Below are 17,245 nucleotides of genomic sequence, written 5' to 3' on the forward strand. Positions count from 1 at the left end.
AAAGCTCATCCACGGTTGTGGCCGGAGGGGTAACGGGCGACTTCGCCACGCGTCTTGGCCGGTGGCCACCGGCCAAGACGCTAAATCGCTTCCATCGCACAAATCATGCCCGTGCAGATACAAGGGGTTAATGGTGGGTGTGCGTGACGGTCGCCGGCGTGCGCCGCGATGATGAGGCTGGCACTGATGTGCCCCCTCATGGTGAGGAGCGCCAACGGCTCCGCGCAAAGCGCGGCCCGATGACAGGCTCCGCGCGTCCCCGGACGATGCTCCGCATCGCCTTGAGAACCATGAGGCCCCGCCGGTGGCCTCGCCCTTCGAGACGGTCGCTTCGCGACCTCCTCAGGGTGAGGGGATAGTGAGTGCCCATCCTACGGCTGCGGTTAGGCGCCCCTATGCGGCGCATATACGGCCGCAGGTCGGTCGCTCTCGAAATCATATCCGGCTGTGAAGATATTGCGCGCATCCGAGGTGCGGCCCGACTCGCGGGCGCGAGAGCGAATGGAATAGGTGATGTCATGTCTTCCCTTCAGGTTGGCACTGGCGACAGGATCATTGATCCGATGATCCAACTGGCGGGCTGCTCGATGCAGCACCGCATCGTCGTCGCCGGCTCCAAGAGCTTTGAATTGATGCTGGAGCTTCAACAGCGCGGCTATTCGCGCGCGGCCGCGACGGGCAATTGCGGGCGCCCCGCCGGTCAGTACGATGTCGCTTTTGTCGACTGGCGCCGACGCCCGTTGCGCACACTCGAGGCGACGCTGGACTGGCTGGTGAATTGCCTGAGTGCCAGCGGCGTGCTGGTGGTCTGGGTCGATGCCCAGAAGGCCGCTGTGAACGAAAGCCTGCGTGCCTCGCTGGAGAAGCGCCGCTTCGTCATCGAGCGCAGCACCATGCATGATTGCGGCTGCGCGCTGTCGGCGCGGCGCCTGCAGACCTATCCGCTGCAGAAGGCGGCCTAGATTCTTCGATGCTTCCAAACGAATAGCCCGGCAGCGTTGGCTGCCGGGCGCACGTAAATATGCCTACATGAACACCTTACCCTAAAACACGAAGGCGACCGAAATCCTATCCGGGGAAACACTGGTCGAGCGATGGAACATGCTCATAACGAGCCGAGCCGGCGCTGACAGAGGCATCACAGAATCGCCGCGCCTATTCCCGCGATAGCGCTGAAGGCGACGACCACGAGCGGTGGTGCGCGCCAGGCCATGAGCAGCACGAATCCGACGAGGGCAATCGCAAAATCCCTGGGCGTCTGCACCGTGCTGGTCCATACCGGATTGTAGAGCGCCGCGCCCAGGATGCCGACGACCGCCGCGTTCACGCCGCGCATCATCGCCTGGGCACTGGCACGTTTGCGAAAGCTGTCCCAGTACGGCAGCGCTGCCAGCAGGATCAGGACGCCCGGAAGGAATATGCCGAGCAAGCCGATGATGGCTCCGGCGATGCCGTGCGGCGACGTCTTGACGACGGCGCCCAGATAGGCGGCGAAGGTGAAGAGCGGTCCGGGAACGGCCTGGGCCGCGCCATAGCCGGTCAGGAACACGTCGTCGCCGACCCAGCCCGGCGTGACCACTGCCTCGCGCAGCAGCGGCAGCACGACATGGCCGCCGCCAAACACGAGCGCGCCGGAGCGATAGAATGCGTCGAACAAGGCAATGCCCGAGTACGGCCACAGCCGCGCCAGGATCGGCAGGCCGACGAGCAGGATCAGGAACGCTGCCAGCGCGGTGAGGGCGGCGGCGCGCGACACCGGCACGGCGAAATGGCCTTCCCCGCTCGGCTGCGCGGCGCGGCAGAGCCATAGTCCGGCAACGCCGCCGACCAGAATCGCGCCGATCTGCGCCACCGATGACGTGCTGAACAGGATGATGAGGGCCGCGATCGTCGCGATTGAGGCGCGCTCCCGGTCCGGGCACAGCGTCCGCGCCATGCCCCATACCGCTTGAGCGACGATGGCGACCGCCACGAGTTTGAGGCCGTGCACCAGCCCTGTTCCGACCGGCCCGCTCAATGTGCTGGCGCCATAGGCGAACAGCAGGAGTGCTATGGCTGATGGCAGCGTGAAACCCGTCCACGCAGCGAGCGCACCGCGATAACCTGCGCGCATCAATCCGAGGGAGAAGCCGACCTGGCTGCTTGCCGGGCCGGGCAGGAATTGGCAGAGCGCCACGAGGTCCGCATAGGATTGTTCGTCGAGCCATTTGCGGCGCTCGACGAATTCGCTGCGGAAGTAGCCGATATGGGCGATCGGACCGCCGAACGACGTCAGCCCGAGCTTGAGGAAGACCAGGAGCACTTCGAGCGGCGAGCCCGTGCGCGGGCGCGCAGGTTTGGCTTCGCTGTCTGAAATCCGCTCAATGTTCATCGTCCAGAATTCCCATCAGCGGAGCCGAAGTTCGATCGAGCTGTATCTCTTGCATCGGAGCATATTCGGAGAGTGTCCGACAACAAGCCTCCGCGAGGTGATCGATGCAAGAGCCGGATCGGGATCGGCGATCGCTCGCAATTCAGAAACGCTCGCCCGCAGTTGCGGCAAATCAATAGCGTGTGGGCCCGCTGCGCTAAAGTGTTGATGTAGCCGAACAGCTTGGCGGCCAGGTTGTTGAGGTTATGGGGCTCGGACTCCTAGGCACACCGGGCCCCGCCTTAAGAATTTAGTTTTGTGTTTTGTAGGATGAGCAATTGGTAGGGTGGGCAAAGGCGCTCTTCGCGCCGTGCCCACCATCAGCAGTTTGCTCGAGATGGTGGGCACGCTGCGCTTTGCCCACCCTACAACTGCCCGTCATTCCGGGATGCGCCGTGAGGCGCAGGCCCGGAATCCATTGGGCCGCCTGTGCCAGCGGCGAAATGGATTCCGGGCTCGATGCTTACGCATCGCCCCGGAATGACGGAAGGGGCCTTCTCACGTTCCGCAGAAGGTTTGCAGCACGCGCTGATCGGGCAGCGGCGGGGCGGCGTAAGCCGCGTATTGCGGCTGGTCGTCGTAGGGCTTTGACAGCACCGTCAACAGTTCTTCGAATGGTGCGTAGTTGTCGTCGTTGGTCGCGGCCGCAATCACCGCTTCGACGCGGTGGTTGCGCGGGATGAAGGCGGGGTTGACGGCGTGCATGGCGGACTGGCGCTCGGACGGGGTTTGCGGCTCGATGGCGAGACGCTCGCGCCAGCGCTTGGCCCATTCGTCAAAGGCGGTGGGATCCATGAACTGCGCGCGGACGTTCTCGTCGGCTGATGCATCCAGGGCTGCGTCGCCAAGGCGGCGGAAGGTGAGGGTGAAGTCGGCCTGGTTTTTCGCCATGGCGTCCAGGAAACCCTCGATCAGCGCCTCATCGCCGTCGCGTTCGGTGAACAGGCCGATCTTCCGACGCAGACCGGCTGCATAGGCCGCGCTGAATTTCTCGGAGAAGTCGCCGAGGATGAATTGCGCCTGTTCGATCGCCTTCTCCTGGTCGTCGGAGAACAGCGGCAGCAGGCATTCAGCCAATCGCGTCAGATTCCACAGCGCGATCCGCGGCTGGTTGCCATAGGCGTAGCGGCCCATCTCGTCGATCGAGGAGTAGACCTGCGCGGGGTTGTAGTCGTCCATGAAGGCGCAGGGGCCGTAGTCGATGGTCTCGCCCGATATCGAGGTGTTGTCGGTGTTCATCACGCCGTGGATGAAGCCTATCAGGAGCCAGTGCGCGACGAGCTCCGCCTGGCGCGCGACGACGCCTTCGAGCAAAGCGTGATACGGGCGATCCGCCTTCGCGATCTCCGGATAGTGCCGCGCGATCACATGGTCGGCGAGGGCGCGCACGCCATCGGTGTCGCCGCGCGCGGCGAAGAACTGGAAGGTGCCGACGCGGACATGGCTCGCCGCCACCCGCGTCAGCACGGCGCCGGGAAGCGCGGTCTCGCGGATCACATGCTCGCCGGTGATGACGGCGGCGAGCGAACGCGTGGTCGGAATACCCACTGCGAACATCGCTTCGCTGACGATGTATTCGCGCAGGACCGGGCCGAGCGCGGCGCGGCCGTCGCCGCGGCGGGAGAACGGGGTCGGGCCGGAACCCTTGAGCTGGATGTCGCGGCGGACGCCGTCCCGGTCGATGACCTCGCCGAGCAGGATGGCGCGGCCGTCGCCGAGTTGCGGAACGAACTGGCCGAACTGGTGGCCGGCATAGGCCATCGCGATCGGGTCAGCGCCCTCGGGCAGGCGCTTGCCGGCAAGGATTTCCGCTCCCTCCGGGGTTTCCAGCAGGTCCGGATCAAGCCCGAGTTGAACCGCGAGCGGCCGGTTGAGCTTGATCAGCCGCGGGGCGGCAACCGGGGTCGGCGCAACGCGGGCAAAAAAGTTCGCCGGCAGCGCCGCATAGGTGTTCTGGAAGGGGAAATGCACCGTCATGGCCTAAAGATAGGCGCAGGCCTCGAATAGGCAAACACTTCGCGCCGTCGGGGCCGAAAATGTCCGGTTCGGGCGCAAATCAGGGCGTTCCCTTGGTTGCCGCCCCTCGCGGCCTCGGGTAAACCCACCCGCAAAATCGGGCAGGCCGTTGGCCGCCCGATTCGAACCCTCCGACATCTGTTTGGGAAGTCCATGCATCGCTACCGGTCACATACATGCGGCGCGCTCCGCGAGAGCCATATCGGCGAGACGGTCCGCCTTTCCGGCTGGGTCCATCGCGTTCGCGACCATGGCGGCGTGCTGTTCATCGACCTGCGCGACCATTACGGCATCACCCAATGCGTGGCGGACCCGGATTCGGCGGCGTTCCACGATGCCGAAAAGCTGCGCTCCGAATGGGTGGTGCGGATGGACGGCAAGGTCCGCCGCCGCCCCGAGGGTACCGACAATCCGGAACTTCCGACCGGACAGGTCGAGATCTATGTCAGCGAGATCGAGGTGCTCGGCCCCGCCGCCGAGCTGCCGCTGCCGGTGTTCGGCGAGCAGGAATATCCTGAAGACATAAGGCTTAAGTACCGTTTCCTCGACCTGCGTCGCGAGAAGCTGCACCAGAACATCATGACCCGCGGCGCGGTCGTCGATTCCATGCGCAAGCGGATGAAGGAGCAGGGCTTCTTCGAATTCCAGACGCCGATCCTGACGGCATCCTCGCCGGAGGGCGCGCGCGATTTCCTGGTGCCCTCGCGCATTCATCCTGGGAAATTCTACGCGCTGCCGCAGGCGCCGCAGCAGTACAAGCAATTGATCATGATGTCGGGCTTCGATCGCTATTTCCAGATCGCGCCCTGCTTCCGCGACGAGGACCCGCGCGCCGACCGCCTGCCGGGCGAATTCTACCAGCTCGACGTCGAGATGAGTTTTGTCACGCAGGAAGACGTGTTCGCGGCGATGGAGCCGGTCATCACGGGCGTGTTCGAGGATTTTGCCAAGGGCAAGCCGGTGACGAAGAACTGGCCTCGGATTCCGTTTGCGGAGGCGATCCGCAAATACGGCACCGACAAGCCCGACCTGCGCAACCCGATCGTGATGCAGGAGGTCTCCGAGCATTTCCGCGGCTCCGGCTTCAAGGTGTTCGCGCGAATGCTCGAGGACCCGAACAACCAGGTGTGGGCGATCCCGGCCAAGGGCGGCGGCAGCCGCGCGTTCGCCGACCGCATGAATTCCTGGGCGCAGGGCGAGGGGCAGCCCGGCCTCGGCTACATCTTCTGGCGCGAAGGCGGCGAGGGCGCGGGTCCGCTTGCGAACAACATCGGCCCCGAACGCACTGCGGCGATCCGCGAACAACTCGGGCTGCAGGAAGGCGATGCGGCGTTCTTCGTTGCCGGCGAGCCCGACAAGTTCTGGAAGTTCGCCGGCCTTGCGCGCACCAAGCTCGGTGAGGAATTGAACCTGATCGATAAGGACCGGTTCGAGCTGGCCTGGATCGTCGACTTCCCGATGTATGAGTACAACGAGGAAGACAAGAAGGTCGATTTCTCGCACAACCCGTTCTCGATGCCGCAGGGCGGATTGGAAGCGCTGCAGACGCAGGATCCGCTGACCATCAAGGCGTTCCAGTACGACATCGCCTGCAACGGCTACGAGATCGCCTCTGGCGGCATCCGTAACCACAAGCCGGAAGCGATGGTGAAGGCATTCCAGATCGCGGGCTATGGCGAAGAGGACGTGGTCGAGCGCTTCGGCGGCATGTACCGGGCCTTCCAGTACGGCGCGCCGCCGCATGGCGGCATGGCGGCGGGGCTCGATCGTATCGTGATGCTGTTGTGCGGCACCACGAACCTGCGTGAGATCTCGCTGTTCCCGATGAACCAGCAGGCCGTCGATCTCCTGATGGGCGCGCCGTCGGAAGCCACGACGAAGCAGCTCCGCGAGCTTCACGTCAGGGTCAACCTGCCGAACAAGTGATGCGCGTAGCCCGGGTGGAGCGCCAGCGTAACCCGGGGGCATCTGCGTCGGAGTTTACGAGCGGTCCCGGGTTACGCTGGCGCTTCACCCGGGCTACGGCAGCATCTAGAGTCCCGTCGAGGCCTCGACGTGGAATTGCGCGAGCGCGATCAGCGGGTCGGTCTTGAGGAGCTGAACGAGCTGGAGTCCCGGCACCTTGCCGCGGGGCGCCAGCTTGATGATCAGCGTTTGTCCGGGGCTCTCGACAAAGCGGATCACGGCGTCCACTGCTGCAGTCGCATCTGGATTGGCGGCGATGGTTTGGCCAAACGCCTTGATCTGGTCGATGATGGCGCCTCTCGCCGCCTCGCGACTGACGTTCTGGGCGCGGGCATATTGCGCAACCGCAAGATCGACGCAGCCGCTGTCGCGCAAGCTGAGCTCGATGGCTCCGGCCTCAATCTGGCCGGCGAGGCTCGCTGCTTGCACCGGATCGGTGGAGAACACGGCTCGGGGCACATTGGCGAGCGCAATGCGGGCCGATGCCTTCAGCAGGTTGCCGATTTCGAGGCTTGCGGGCGCGAGCACGAAGGCGCCGGACTGTTCGGTCCAGCCGGCGCCGAGATCGATGTCGATGGCCGCCCGGTCGATGCCGGCCGCGACAAACGGCTGCATCGCCGGATCGGTGGCATCAATCGGGACGTTCAGCTTCGCCAGAAGATGCGCTTTGCTTGGGACGGGGCCGACGAACTGGCCCCAGCCCAGGCTGATGGTGTCGATATTGATGAGCTTGTTGGTGTCGCGGAAGGGCGTGGCGGCGCCCTTGACCTCGACGCCTTCGAACACTCTGAACAGACCGAAAATTTCATCCGGCGTGGGCTTTGGCTCGGCGTTGGCACGCGCCGCGAAGCGCATCAATTGCGGGATGTCGAAGGAATTCAGCGCAAGACGGTCGAACCTGAACGGCCCCTTTGGCGTCTCGACGTCCAGGCCTTCAAGCGCCAATTGGCCGCGGCCGTTTTCCAGATTGGCGCGGATCGCCGCCAGCTTGAAAGGTCCCTGCGGCGTCCGCATTGTGTGTCCGCGCAATTCCGCATTGCCGATGCGAATGCCCTCATAGACGCCAGCCATCTTCTCCATGATCTCGCGCGCCTGGGCCTGGGTCGGAGGGCCGGCTCCCGGCTGCGGCATCAGCGCGAGGATCGCCGCCAGTTGCAGCTTTGACGGCCGCACCGCGATATCGTCGACCGTGATGCTGTCGATCTGTGCCCGCATGCCCTGATCGGTGGCGAGCACATAGGGGCCGGCCGAGACTTGCCGGTAGATGCGGTGATAGCTGTCGTCGTTCGACCTCTCGGGATCGAGCACGGTGCCGGCCGCCGCCGCATCGAAATCATGGGCGACGAGATTGGAGAGAGTGCCGGTAAGCTTCTCGCGCTTGCCCGCCTGCGGCGTGTTCACCGTGAAAGTGAACCCGTCCGCCTTGGTGCTGGCGACCTTGCCAGCCCTGATGTCCTGCAGCGTAATGCCCGAATAGGCGAACTCGCCACCATCAGGCGTCGCCGCGCCGCCATTGATCGTGCCGGTCACCGAGGGGATTGTGACCGACGAGGCCGCGATGCCGGTGAACTGCTGAAGCGCAAAGCGATAGATGTCGAGCAGGGATTCCGAGGCCGGCAGTTGCGCCGGGTTGGAGGGGCCGGAATAATCCTTCACCGTGAAGCGCGGCACCTTGTAGGTGACCTTGGCCGGGACCTTGTCGGTCACCTCGGTTGCCAGCTCGATGTCGGTCAGTTCGATGCTGTCGGCCGAGATGCGGGCACGGTCGGGCTGGCGGACGCCGGTGGCGGTCAGGCTCGCGATCCGCAGCCGCGCCGGTGGCTGCGCCGCCGATTCGCCCACGATGTCCACGACCGTGACGGTGCGCGCCAGCATATCCACCGTCACCTTGCCATGGCTCGCCTTGCCGCCGGCGGCACGGACTTGCGCGAAGGCCGCCTCGATGCCGCTGGTCATGCGATGCTGCACGTAGAGATTGAAGCCGAGCAGGCCGGCGGCGGCGACCACGACCGCGGCGATGAGGCCGATCAATATCCGTATCATCCGGCGAGCTCCGAATTACCGATCATCCTGGGGACAAATTGCCATGTTCTCAAGGGGATGACCGGAGAAGGAAAGGGCGGTATGGCTTTAAATATTGCGCAGCCGGGCGGCTGTTGACGGGAGTGCGATCCGATGTTGCATCGAGGGGGCCCGGCGTGCTTCACATCCGGCTCCATCTGCCGGACAACTGGCCTTGTTAGACCCGCACAGAATAAGAGCTTGAGGCCGGAAACGCGAGAGTACGATGTCATCCTCTTCTGAAGATCTCCATTCGGCGGCGCTGGCCTATCACCGGCTGCCGCGCCCGGGCAAACTTGAGATACAGGCGATCAAGCCGCTCGCCAACCAGCGCGACCTCGCGCTCGCCTATTCGCCCGGCGTCGCCGCCGCCTGCACCGAGATCGCGAAGAACCCCGCCGAGGCCGCCTCGCTGACGGCGCGCGCGAATCTGGTCGCGGTGGTCAGTAACGGTACCGCAGTGCTTGGGCTTGGCAATATCGGCCCGCTGGCCTCGAAGCCGGTGATGGAAGGCAAGGCGGTGCTGTTCAAGAAATTCGCCGGCATCGACGTGTTCGACATCGAGATCAAGGCCGACACGATCGAGCGCGTGGTCGAGACGGTGGCGGCGCTGGAGCCGACCTTCGGCGGCATCAATCTGGAGGACATCCGCGGGCCCGAGTGTTTCGAGATCGAGGCGCAGCTCAAGGAGCGGATGAAGATCCCGGTCTTCCACGACGACCAGCATGGCACCGCGATCATCGTCGGGGCTGCGATCGTCAATGCGCTGCTGTTGAACGGCAAGAAGTTGTCCGAGGTGAAGATCGTCTGCTCCGGCGCGGGCGCGGCCGCGATCGCCTGCCTCAATCTTCTGGTATCGATGGGGGCGCAGCGCAAGAACATCTGGGTCTGCGACATCGACGGCGTCGTGCATGAGGGCCGCAACACCTCGATGGACCGCTGGAAGGCGGTCTATGCGCAGAAGACGGATGCGCGGGTGCTGGCCGACGTGGTTGGCGGCGCCGACATCTTCCTCGGCCTCTCGGCGCCGAATGTGCTGAAGCCGGAAATGGCAAAGCAGATGGCGGAGAATCCGCTGATCATGGCGCTCGCCAACCCGGTGCCGGAGATCATGCCGGACGAGGCGCGGAAAGCGCGCCCTGACGCCATGATCTGCACCGGACGTTCGGACTTCCCGAATCAGGTCAACAATGTCCTGTGCTTTCCCTTCATCTTCCGCGGCGCGCTCGACGTCGGCGCGACCGCGATCAACGAGGCGATGAAGCATGCGGCGGTGGACGCGATCGCGCAGCTCGCGCGCGATCCGCCCTCGGACGCGGTCGCGTCGCGCTACGACACCGGTGAGACGCAGGGTTTCGGGCCCGGCTCGCTGATCCCAAGCCCGTTCGACCCGCGCCTGATCCTGCGCATCGCGCCGGCGGTGGCGAGGGCGGCGATGGAATCGGGCGTTGCGACCCGGCCGATCAAGAATTTCGACGAATATACCGCGCTGCTCGAGCGCTTCGCGTTCCGCTCCGGTCTCGTCATGAAGCCGATGTTCGCGAAGGCCAAGACGCAGCCGGTGCGCGTGATCTATGCCGAAGGCGAGGACGAGCGCGTGCTGCGCGCCACGCAAGTGGTGCTGGAAGAGAAGCTGGCGCGGCCGATCCTGGTCGGGCGGCCCTCGGTGGTCGAAGCCCGCATCAAGCGCTTCGGCCTCGCGATCAAGGCCGGCAAGGATTTCGACCTCATCAATCCCGAGGACGATCCGCGCTACCGTTCCTATGTGCAGTCCTATATCGACGTCGCGGGCCGGCGCGGCGTGACGCCCGATGCGGCGCGCACGGTGGTGCGCACCAACAACACGGTTATCGCGGCGCTCGCCGTGGTACGCGGCGAGGCGGATGCCATGCTGTGCGGCGTCGAGGGCCGCTACATGAGCCATCTGCGCCACGTGCGCGAGATCATCGGCTTCCTGCCTGGCGTCAGCGACTACGCGGCGCTGGCGCTGATGATCTCGACCAAGGGCGCCTATTTCATTGCGGATACGCAGGTCCGGCCGAATCCCAGCCCGGAAGAGCTGTCGGAGATGGCATCGCTCGCGGCGATCCACGTCCAGCGCTTCAACTTCAAGCCCAGGGTCGCTTTCGTGTCGCATTCGGATTTCGGCAGCTACGACACCGAATCCTCGCGCAAGATGCGGCGGGCCACGCAGCTCCTTAAAGAAAAGCATCCGGAGATCGAGGCCGACGGGGAGATGCAGGGCGACACCGCGCTGTCCAAGGCCGTGCGTGACCTGGTGCTGCCGGCATCGAAGCTGGAGGGCGAGGCCAACATCCTGATCATGCCGAATCTCGATGCGGCCAACATCGCCTACCAGATGATCAAGTCGCTGGGAGACGCGCTTCCCGTCGGCCCGATCCTGATCGGCCCGGCACGGCCGGCGCATATCCTAACGCCGTCGGTGACGGCGCGCGGTGTCCTCAACATGACGGCGGTCGCCGCCGTCGAGGCGCAGGAGCGTGCGGGCCGCGCGCAGCCGACCTTGTTCGGCTAGGCGGAGACGAATTCGAATTGCTCGCGGCAGGCGGAACGACCATAATCGTTCCGCGCTCGGTTCACGACTGCGATCAATGGGGACGACCATGCCGGGGTTCATTGCTTTCGGACGGGTTTTGTTCGCCGTCCTGTTCATCTATTCGGGAGCAACCAAGCTGTTGGCGATCCAGGCGACCGCGGATTCCTTCGCCGCCAAGATCACCATTCCCGAGATTGCAGCGCCCTATGCGCACCAGCTTGAAACCTTGGCGGCAATGCCGATCATGCAATTGATCGCAATTTCGGTCGGCGTGTTCGAAGTCATCGCCGGCCTGATGATCGCATTGAACTGGCTGGTGCGATTCTTCTCGATCCTGCTCATCATCCTCGTGGTCGGCGCGACCTTCTACTTCCACGATTTCTGGAATCAGCCGGCGCCTGAAAACGCCCACACGCTGATGGAGGCGCTGAAGAACCTGTCGATCATCGGCGCGCTGTTCATCCTCGCCGGCTACGGCCGCACGCCGCGGAGCGCTGAGGCCGCCTACGGCGATGCGTGAGAGACTTGTAGCCCGGGTGGAGCGGAACGCGTAACCCGGGACGGCGGTATCCGTATTTGCGAGCGGCCCCGGGTTACGCTGGCGCTTCACCCGGGCTACGGCAGCCTCACGCTGTGTCGCGCCGCCACGGCGTGACGGTGACGCCTTGGTTCGCATCGAGGATTTGCGGCTCGCCTGGCTTCAATCCGTGCGATGCAAGGATTTGCTGCGGCGAGCGGGCGGGGACGCCGGGGAAACAAGGCTCCCCGTCCGGTAGGTTCACCCGCGATGCCTGCGACAGCCAGAACGTGTCGTAGCGGTCCATGAACATATCGAACACCGAGGGACCGCCGATGATCGCGACGGTGCCGGAGGTGACGCCGGCTTGCGCGCTCGCCGTCTCGAACGTGGCACCGGCGGGATTCCAGAGCGTGGCTTGCGGATTTGCGGGATCGGGCGTGGTGGCGCGCACTTTGCGCGTCACGATGATGCGTTTTCGCTGTGGCGAGTTCGGCTGGTCCTCGTAGGAATTGCGGCCATGCACGATCAAGTCGGCGCGGTCGAGGGCGGCGGAGAAGAATCTCTTGTCGCCCTCGAACTTCAATTGGTCCGGCATCACGTTATCGGCGCTGGCCAGCCGGCCATCGGCGGAGACGATCACATAGCCTTCGAAACGCAACGCCGGCACGATCGCTTCGCGCGCTATTCCGAAATCGTCGTCACGACGCTGTTGACCGGCCGCGCACTCACCGTCGGCAGCTTGGCGTCCTTGGCCAGCTCTTCCTCATATTGCGGCAGCACCTGCACCGGCGCTTTCGCGCGCATCGCCACGACCTTGTAGCCGCCGGCCTTCAGCCGGCTCAACAGTTCGGGCAGGGCTTCCGCGGTGTGCTTCTGGAAGTCGTGCATCAGGATGATGCCCTTGCCGAGCTTGTCGACCTTCTTCATCACGGTGTCGATCACCGTCTGCGGCTTGCTCGCCTTGAAGTCGAACGAGTCGAGGTCACAGGAGAAGATGGCGATGTTGCGGGTGCCGAGATAGGTCACCATTTCCGGCGGATGCTGCAGCGCCGGGAAGCGGAAGAACGGCGAAGGCGCGACGCCGAGCGCCCACTTGACCGCAGCGAAGCCCTTCTCGATCTCGTCCTTGCGCTGGTCTTCCGTCAGCTTCTTGTTGTTCAGGTTGGCATGCGACCAGGTGTGCGCGCCGACCGTGTGGCCGGCATTGTAAACCTGCTTGAGGATCTCGGGATGGTAGGTCGCGTGCTTGCCGATCGGGAAGAAGATGCCGGTGGTGCATTCGTCCGCCAGCGCCTTCAGCACGGCAGGCGTGTTGTTCGGCCATGGGCCGTCGTCGAAGGTGAGGACCACCTCGTGGTCGCGCAGGAAGTCGAGCTGCTTGAAATGCTCGAAACCGAAGCCGGGTCCGCCTGTCGTGTCGATCTCGACCGTGCGGCCGACGCCGAGCGCGTTCGGATTGTTGCAAGCGGCGCGCGCGGGCTGCGGTGGCTGCGCGGGGGCGGCCGCAGGAACCGGCGCTGGTGCCGCCTGCGGAGCGGCCGCCTGCTGTGCAGGCGCTGGAGCAGCGTTCGCACCCTTGGCGACGGGAGCACCTTTGACCGCGGGAGGAGTCTGCGACCAAACCGCGGTGGACGAGAGCAGCGAAACCACACCCGCAAAAATCAGACCTGCCGCAATGCGCATGGCTGTGTTCCCTAGAGCTATCGTGCGGATGAAGGTATCCAATACCCGCCCGAACTGCCTCCTACCCCAACTAATAGTAGCCTAGATGGTCACCCCCCGCCAATGCAACGGAGGCCGACTTCCTGCACAGGTAAATTGCAGGGATCAGGCCGCCGCCAGCGCCCGGGCGATGGTGGTCTTGACCCTCGTGTCCTCCGGCGCAACCGACTCAGGGAAGACGTCGGCGATGTAGCCGTCGCGGCCGATCAGATATTTGTGAAAGTTCCAGCGCGGGACATCCTTCGGGCGCGCCTCGGCAGCCCATCTGTAGAAGGGATGCGCAGTGGGGCCTTTCACGACGGCCTTGGCCGCCATCGGGAAGGTGATGCCATATTGGTGATGCGCGGTCTCGGCGATCTCGCTTGCCCCGCCTGGTTCCTGGCTGCCGAAATCGTTCGAGGGGACGCCGATGATGACGAGGCCGCGGTCGCGGAACTCCGTCCACAGCGCCTGCAGCCCCGCATATTGTGGGGTGAAGCCACAGAGCGAGGCGGTGTTGACGATCAGGAGCGGCCGGCCGGCATGCTCGGCAAGCCGGATGTCACCGCCCTGCAGCGCCGGAAACGAGAAGGCATACGCGGTGACCCGGCTCATCGCCGGCTCCGCCCGCAAGCTCCGGGAGTACAAAGGTTCGGCCAATACCGCCACCGCACCCGCGACAAAGATCCTGCGGCTGATCATGGCCATTCCCCTTCGGCGTGAAGATTCGGGGAACAATAACCCGGCGGGGTAGGGTGCGGCTTTCAACATGCCGTTACGGCGGCAGTTGCGGATCGGGCCATCAGGGGACCCGGAGTTGCCTCGGCGTGCGCTCCACAGATTCATTCTCGATGCGGGCGCAATTTGGAACCCGCGTTTATCGGTAGTTCGAAACGGCCACGATCGACGATTTCGACCTGCGTTGCCATCAAGGGGACCAGTCGGATCAGCCGCGCGGCGGTTTCAGGGACAGAATATTTTCGCCAGGCGCCTGACAGGAAGAAAAACACGATCTTGGACCGATCAAGGGCGAGACGCTCGTGCGGGCGTGATTGGATGCGAAGATCCTTGGTAAGGACGGCCCAACCTCCTTCGCGGTCCAGGTCGCCCATCCAATCAACGTCGTTAACGTTGGCCGCGAACTTGTCGCTCAAGGCGACGAACGTATGATCGGGAAATAGATGTTGCAGAGAGCGAGGTATCGCTGGGCTGAGGTTATGGTCAACCAACAACTTCACGCTGCAAGTCGTTGCTCAAAATCAAGAGCAGCGCGGACCTCGGTTTTGGGCACTTCGTAAAGACGAGCGACGGCGTCGAAGGAGCCTTCCACCTTCACAGCATCAGCCAAGACCTCGGTCGGAACGCCGCGTTGTACGATTGGGCGACCGAACGACCTCTTGGGATCAATGATCACCGCCCGATGCCGCATGCCGAGGGGAAACCATCGGGACACCGTAGAGGCATCGAATTCCAGGTCGCGGAGGCTCGGCTCGATTACAGAACGGAAGACCTGCTGCCTTCGCTTCAGATCGATCATCTTCCCTTCGTGATCCTTCTCAGTGATGTCCAGAAAGATCGTCTTGCCGTCCGTCCGGAATCGTTGTGTCGAAAAGGGTCGATCATCACGGACCTCGTCGACGGCGCGACGGTAGCAATCGCGGATTGTGTTGAGCCCGACTCCAAGATCGCGGAATGATTTCACGAACCTGAGCTCGATTAGATCACGAAAGCTGAGCTCAATTTGATCGTCGTCGTTCGTGTAGTCCGATTTCCAGAGCGGCTCGGAATAACTCGCTTCGCCATGCTCGTAGCCGCGCAGCCACCGCCCAACGGTCTGGCGCGAGACAAGGCGGGCGGGAGGAACTCCTGGACGGCTAAAATTCAGAAGACGCAGGCCCTCGACGGCACTATACGCGCCGCGTCCGAGAGCATCAGGTTCGTCAGGAACGTTTTTCGACATGGGGATATCAATAGCGCCCGATTCGGGGGACGAGAAGCCGCTAGTTCCCCTCCGGCCGATCTTGACCTCGCACCGGATGTTCGAATGGACAGAATTTTCTCCTGCCGGCAAGCGGGAGAGGTGACGACGAGACCTAGCGCAGCGGGATGATGAAGTCGGTGCCTTCGCCGGTTTCGCCCTGGTTGATGCCCTGGTCGGAGACGATGATCGAGCCGCCTGACGTCAGCGCCTCGTTGACGCGCGCCATTGCGTCCTGCGGGATGGTGATGCGGTCGAGCGCCTCCGCCGGGCTGTTGGCGAGCGGCTTGACCTCGGCGGCGGCGGTTGCGCCGCGGCGGCGCCGTCCCGGATACGCATCTTCCTCGAGACGCACGGCTGTGCGTGCAGTCGGCAGCGAGACCACCGACCAGTGCAGGAGATTGGGATCGCTCTTGTCGACCTGGGCGGTGAACACATGCGTGCCCAGCGGTCGGTCGCCAGGCGCGATCACCACGGGCACCTCGAACAGCGGCGCAAAATTCTGTCGCACGTAAAGCTTGGAATCCTTGCGGCTGATCAGGACGGCGATCTGGCCGGTCCGCTTCGGCTGATCGAGCTTTGCGGCGCTGGGCAAACGTGAAGCATCCTTCTTGACGTCGGCAGCAGGTGTTTCGCCCGGCTTGGCGGCCTCGGCGGGTGTCTCGGCAGCCTTTGTCTCGGGAGCCTTTGTCTCAGCAGCTTTGGGCTCGGTCGATTTTGCGGCGTCGACCTTGGGCGCATCCTGCTTGACCGCTTCGGCCCTGGTCTCGGCCTTCACGCGTTGACCAGCGGTGGCGTCGGTTTTCGAAGCTTCGGTGCTGGCGGTGATCTCGATCGGATGCTCGCCGGCTGATCTCGCTTCGCCGATCGTGCTGTCGTCCAGCCCGGCGTCGGAAGCGCTTACGGCGGCGGTCTTGGTGAGTGCAGATTCGGTTTCCGCCTTCGCCTCATCGGGCGCTGTGCCGTTCACTTGGCTCTTCAAAGCCTCGTCAGCCTTCGCGATAGTCGCTCCGGATAACGTGAGAGAGGGGCGGTCGGCGGGCATCGCACCGCTGGCGTCCGCGGTATGGGTCTGCTCGCGCAGCGATGTTTGCAGCTCGGCATGACCCACGGTCGCGCGCAGCTCGAGACCAGGTTCGTTGGCAGGCTTGAGCTCCGCGCCCTTGTCGCCTTTGTCGCCCTTGACGCCGAGCGGAGCATCCACCTTCGGTTCTTCGGCGACAGGTTGCGGCCCCACCTTTTGCGTGGCGAGCAGCGGATGCGAGAAAGCAGCGGGCGTGATCTCGCCGGGCGTGATGATGACGCGTGCGCCCATCTTGGTCCAATTCCACATCTTGATCGCGAATGCCATCGGCATCCGGATGCAGCCGTGCGAGGCCGGATAGCCGGGCAGCACGCCGGCATGCATCGCGACGCCCGACCAGGTGATCCGCTGCATATAGGGCATCGGCGCGTTGCTATAGATGTTGGAGTGATGGAATTTGTGTTTCTGGATGACGCTGAAGACACCCATCGGGGTGGAGTGGCCCTTCATGCCGGTCGAGACCGGGCTCTCGGCAAAGAGACCGTTGGCGTCAAAGACCCGCATCTTCTGGTCATGGATCGAGACCGTGATGATCAGCGGCGTCTGCGGCTTGATGCCGGTGTCTTTCTCAGGGGCTGCGGCCTTTGCAGCGGGCTTGCGGGGCTTCTGCCGCCGCGGCTGAATCTGCGGCTCGGGCTGGTAGTAGCTGGGATCATAGTTATTCCAGTAGTAGAGCGCGGCATCGGCCTGCGAGGCGGCGCCGAGCGTGCCTACCGTCGCCAGAAGCGCGATCTTCCAAGCCCGTTCACTTGCAGTCTGCAATGTCGAAATCCGACGTCCGCTCACGCGCATAGTCCTTAAGATTCCCAGTCCCGATATTGGTTGGTTGTCGCAGAGGCGAAATACGTTCACCAGCGCAGGCACTTTAACCCTTCTGTGATCGCGGTGCTTTTCATAGAAAGCGTAGCAAAAAAGCCTCACATTAGGTTAAACCGGCCACCGCGCCTCTCAAT

General features: G+C 64.0%; 13 protein-coding genes. 4 read left to right on the top strand and 9 right to left on the bottom strand.

All coding sequences use genetic code 11. The features are described 5' to 3' along the window. Window positions 1-518: 518 nt before the first annotated feature. Window positions 519-962 carry a hypothetical protein gene (locus ACZYOF_RS14460; protein WP_463716171.1) on the top strand — a complete coding sequence of 148 codons (444 nt, stop codon included), beginning with the start codon at window positions 519-521 and terminating at the stop codon, window positions 960-962. Between the two features lie 176 nt (window positions 963-1,138). Here the strand turns inward: ACZYOF_RS14460 and chrA are convergent, their stop codons facing one another. Continuing rightward, window positions 1,139-2,371, bottom strand: a complete 1,233-nt coding sequence (gene chrA / locus ACZYOF_RS14465; protein ID WP_463716172.1) for a chromate efflux transporter — start codon at window positions 2,369-2,371, stop codon at window positions 1,139-1,141. A gap of 537 nt (window positions 2,372-2,908) precedes the next feature. Then, window positions 2,909-4,387, bottom strand: a complete 1,479-nt coding sequence (locus ACZYOF_RS14470; protein WP_463716173.1) for a protein adenylyltransferase SelO — start codon at window positions 4,385-4,387, stop codon at window positions 2,909-2,911. Between the two features lie 192 nt (window positions 4,388-4,579). On the opposite strand from ACZYOF_RS14470, the gene aspS reads away from it, so the two are divergent. Beyond that, on the top strand, window positions 4,580-6,352 hold the full coding sequence (aspS, locus tag ACZYOF_RS14475) for an aspartate--tRNA ligase (RefSeq protein WP_463716174.1): 1,773 nt from the start codon (window positions 4,580-4,582) through the stop codon (window positions 6,350-6,352). A gap of 105 nt (window positions 6,353-6,457) precedes the next feature. Here the strand turns inward: aspS and ACZYOF_RS14480 are convergent, their stop codons facing one another. Next, a complete protein-coding gene (locus ACZYOF_RS14480; protein WP_463716175.1) occupies window positions 6,458-8,434 on the bottom strand; it encodes a hypothetical protein in 1,977 nt (658 codons plus the stop codon). Between the two features lie 244 nt (window positions 8,435-8,678). Between ACZYOF_RS14480 and ACZYOF_RS14485 the strand changes: the two genes are divergently transcribed. Together ACZYOF_RS14485 and ACZYOF_RS14490 are read left to right on the top strand one after the other, a co-directional pair. Beyond that, on the top strand, window positions 8,679-10,988 hold the full coding sequence (locus ACZYOF_RS14485; protein WP_463716176.1) for an NADP-dependent malic enzyme: 2,310 nt from the start codon (window positions 8,679-8,681) through the stop codon (window positions 10,986-10,988). A gap of 88 nt (window positions 10,989-11,076) precedes the next feature. Next, window positions 11,077-11,529 (top strand): DoxX family protein, encoded by a 453-nt coding sequence (locus ACZYOF_RS14490; RefSeq protein ID WP_130579522.1) that lies wholly within the window; start codon window positions 11,077-11,079, stop codon window positions 11,527-11,529. Window positions 11,530-11,635: 106 nt separating this feature from the next. On the opposite strand, the gene ACZYOF_RS14495 is transcribed toward ACZYOF_RS14490, so the two are convergent. The 6 genes from ACZYOF_RS14495 to ACZYOF_RS14520 all read right to left on the bottom strand — a co-directional run bounded on the left by ACZYOF_RS14495 (window position 11,636) and on the right by ACZYOF_RS14520 (window position 17,084). Next, window positions 11,636-12,196 (bottom strand): dihydrofolate reductase family protein, encoded by a 561-nt coding sequence (locus ACZYOF_RS14495; RefSeq protein ID WP_463716177.1) that lies wholly within the window; start codon window positions 12,194-12,196, stop codon window positions 11,636-11,638. 14 nt (window positions 12,197-12,210) lie between these two features. After that, window positions 12,211-13,212, bottom strand: coding sequence for a polysaccharide deacetylase family protein (locus tag ACZYOF_RS14500; RefSeq protein ID WP_463716178.1), 1,002 nt, complete (start codon window positions 13,210-13,212; stop codon window positions 12,211-12,213). A 144-nt stretch (window positions 13,213-13,356) separates the two neighbouring features. Continuing rightward, a complete protein-coding gene (locus ACZYOF_RS14505; RefSeq protein ID WP_463716179.1) occupies window positions 13,357-13,932 on the bottom strand; it encodes a glutathione peroxidase in 576 nt (191 codons plus the stop codon). Between the two features lie 140 nt (window positions 13,933-14,072). After that, window positions 14,073-14,468 carry a PIN-like domain-containing protein gene (locus tag ACZYOF_RS14510; RefSeq protein WP_463716180.1) on the bottom strand — a complete coding sequence of 132 codons (396 nt, stop codon included), beginning with the start codon at window positions 14,466-14,468 and terminating at the stop codon, window positions 14,073-14,075. After that, window positions 14,465-15,190, bottom strand: coding sequence for a DUF433 domain-containing protein (locus tag ACZYOF_RS14515; protein ID WP_463716181.1), 726 nt, complete (start codon window positions 15,188-15,190; stop codon window positions 14,465-14,467). Before ACZYOF_RS14515 ends, ACZYOF_RS14510 begins: the two co-directional genes overlap by 4 nt. A 133-nt stretch (window positions 15,191-15,323) precedes the next feature. Further along, window positions 15,324-17,084 carry a L,D-transpeptidase gene (locus ACZYOF_RS14520; protein ID WP_463716182.1) on the bottom strand — a complete coding sequence of 587 codons (1,761 nt, stop codon included), beginning with the start codon at window positions 17,082-17,084 and terminating at the stop codon, window positions 15,324-15,326. Window positions 17,085-17,245: the final 161 nt, after the last annotated feature.

This window comes from Bradyrhizobium sp. LeoA1Lang, assembly GCF_055413685.1.

What these genes read in the sequence shown, in the direction of transcription:
- ACZYOF_RS14480 (WP_463716175.1), bottom strand. Translation starts at nt 8,434, where the DNA reads ATGATACGGATATTGATCGGCCTCATCGCCGCGGTCGTGGTCGCCGCC.
- aspS (WP_463716174.1), top strand. Translation starts at nt 4,580, where the DNA reads ATGCATCGCTACCGGTCACATACATGCGGCGCGCTCCGCGAGAGCCAT.
- chrA (WP_463716172.1), bottom strand. Translation starts at nt 2,371, where the DNA reads ATGAACATTGAGCGGATTTCAGACAGCGAAGCCAAACCTGCGCGCCCG.
- ACZYOF_RS14515 (WP_463716181.1), bottom strand. Translation starts at nt 15,190, where the DNA reads ATGTCGAAAAACGTTCCTGACGAACCTGATGCTCTCGGACGCGGCGCG.
- ACZYOF_RS14490 (WP_130579522.1), top strand. Translation starts at nt 11,077, where the DNA reads ATGCCGGGGTTCATTGCTTTCGGACGGGTTTTGTTCGCCGTCCTGTTC.
- ACZYOF_RS14505 (WP_463716179.1), bottom strand. Translation starts at nt 13,932, where the DNA reads ATGATCAGCCGCAGGATCTTTGTCGCGGGTGCGGTGGCGGTATTGGCC.
- ACZYOF_RS14500 (WP_463716178.1), bottom strand. Translation starts at nt 13,212, where the DNA reads ATGCGCATTGCGGCAGGTCTGATTTTTGCGGGTGTGGTTTCGCTGCTC.
- ACZYOF_RS14520 (WP_463716182.1), bottom strand. Translation starts at nt 17,084, where the DNA reads ATGCGCGTGAGCGGACGTCGGATTTCGACATTGCAGACTGCAAGTGAA.
- ACZYOF_RS14460 (WP_463716171.1), top strand. Translation starts at nt 519, where the DNA reads ATGTCTTCCCTTCAGGTTGGCACTGGCGACAGGATCATTGATCCGATG.
- ACZYOF_RS14485 (WP_463716176.1), top strand. Translation starts at nt 8,679, where the DNA reads ATGTCATCCTCTTCTGAAGATCTCCATTCGGCGGCGCTGGCCTATCAC.
- ACZYOF_RS14470 (WP_463716173.1), bottom strand. Translation starts at nt 4,387, where the DNA reads ATGACGGTGCATTTCCCCTTCCAGAACACCTATGCGGCGCTGCCGGCG.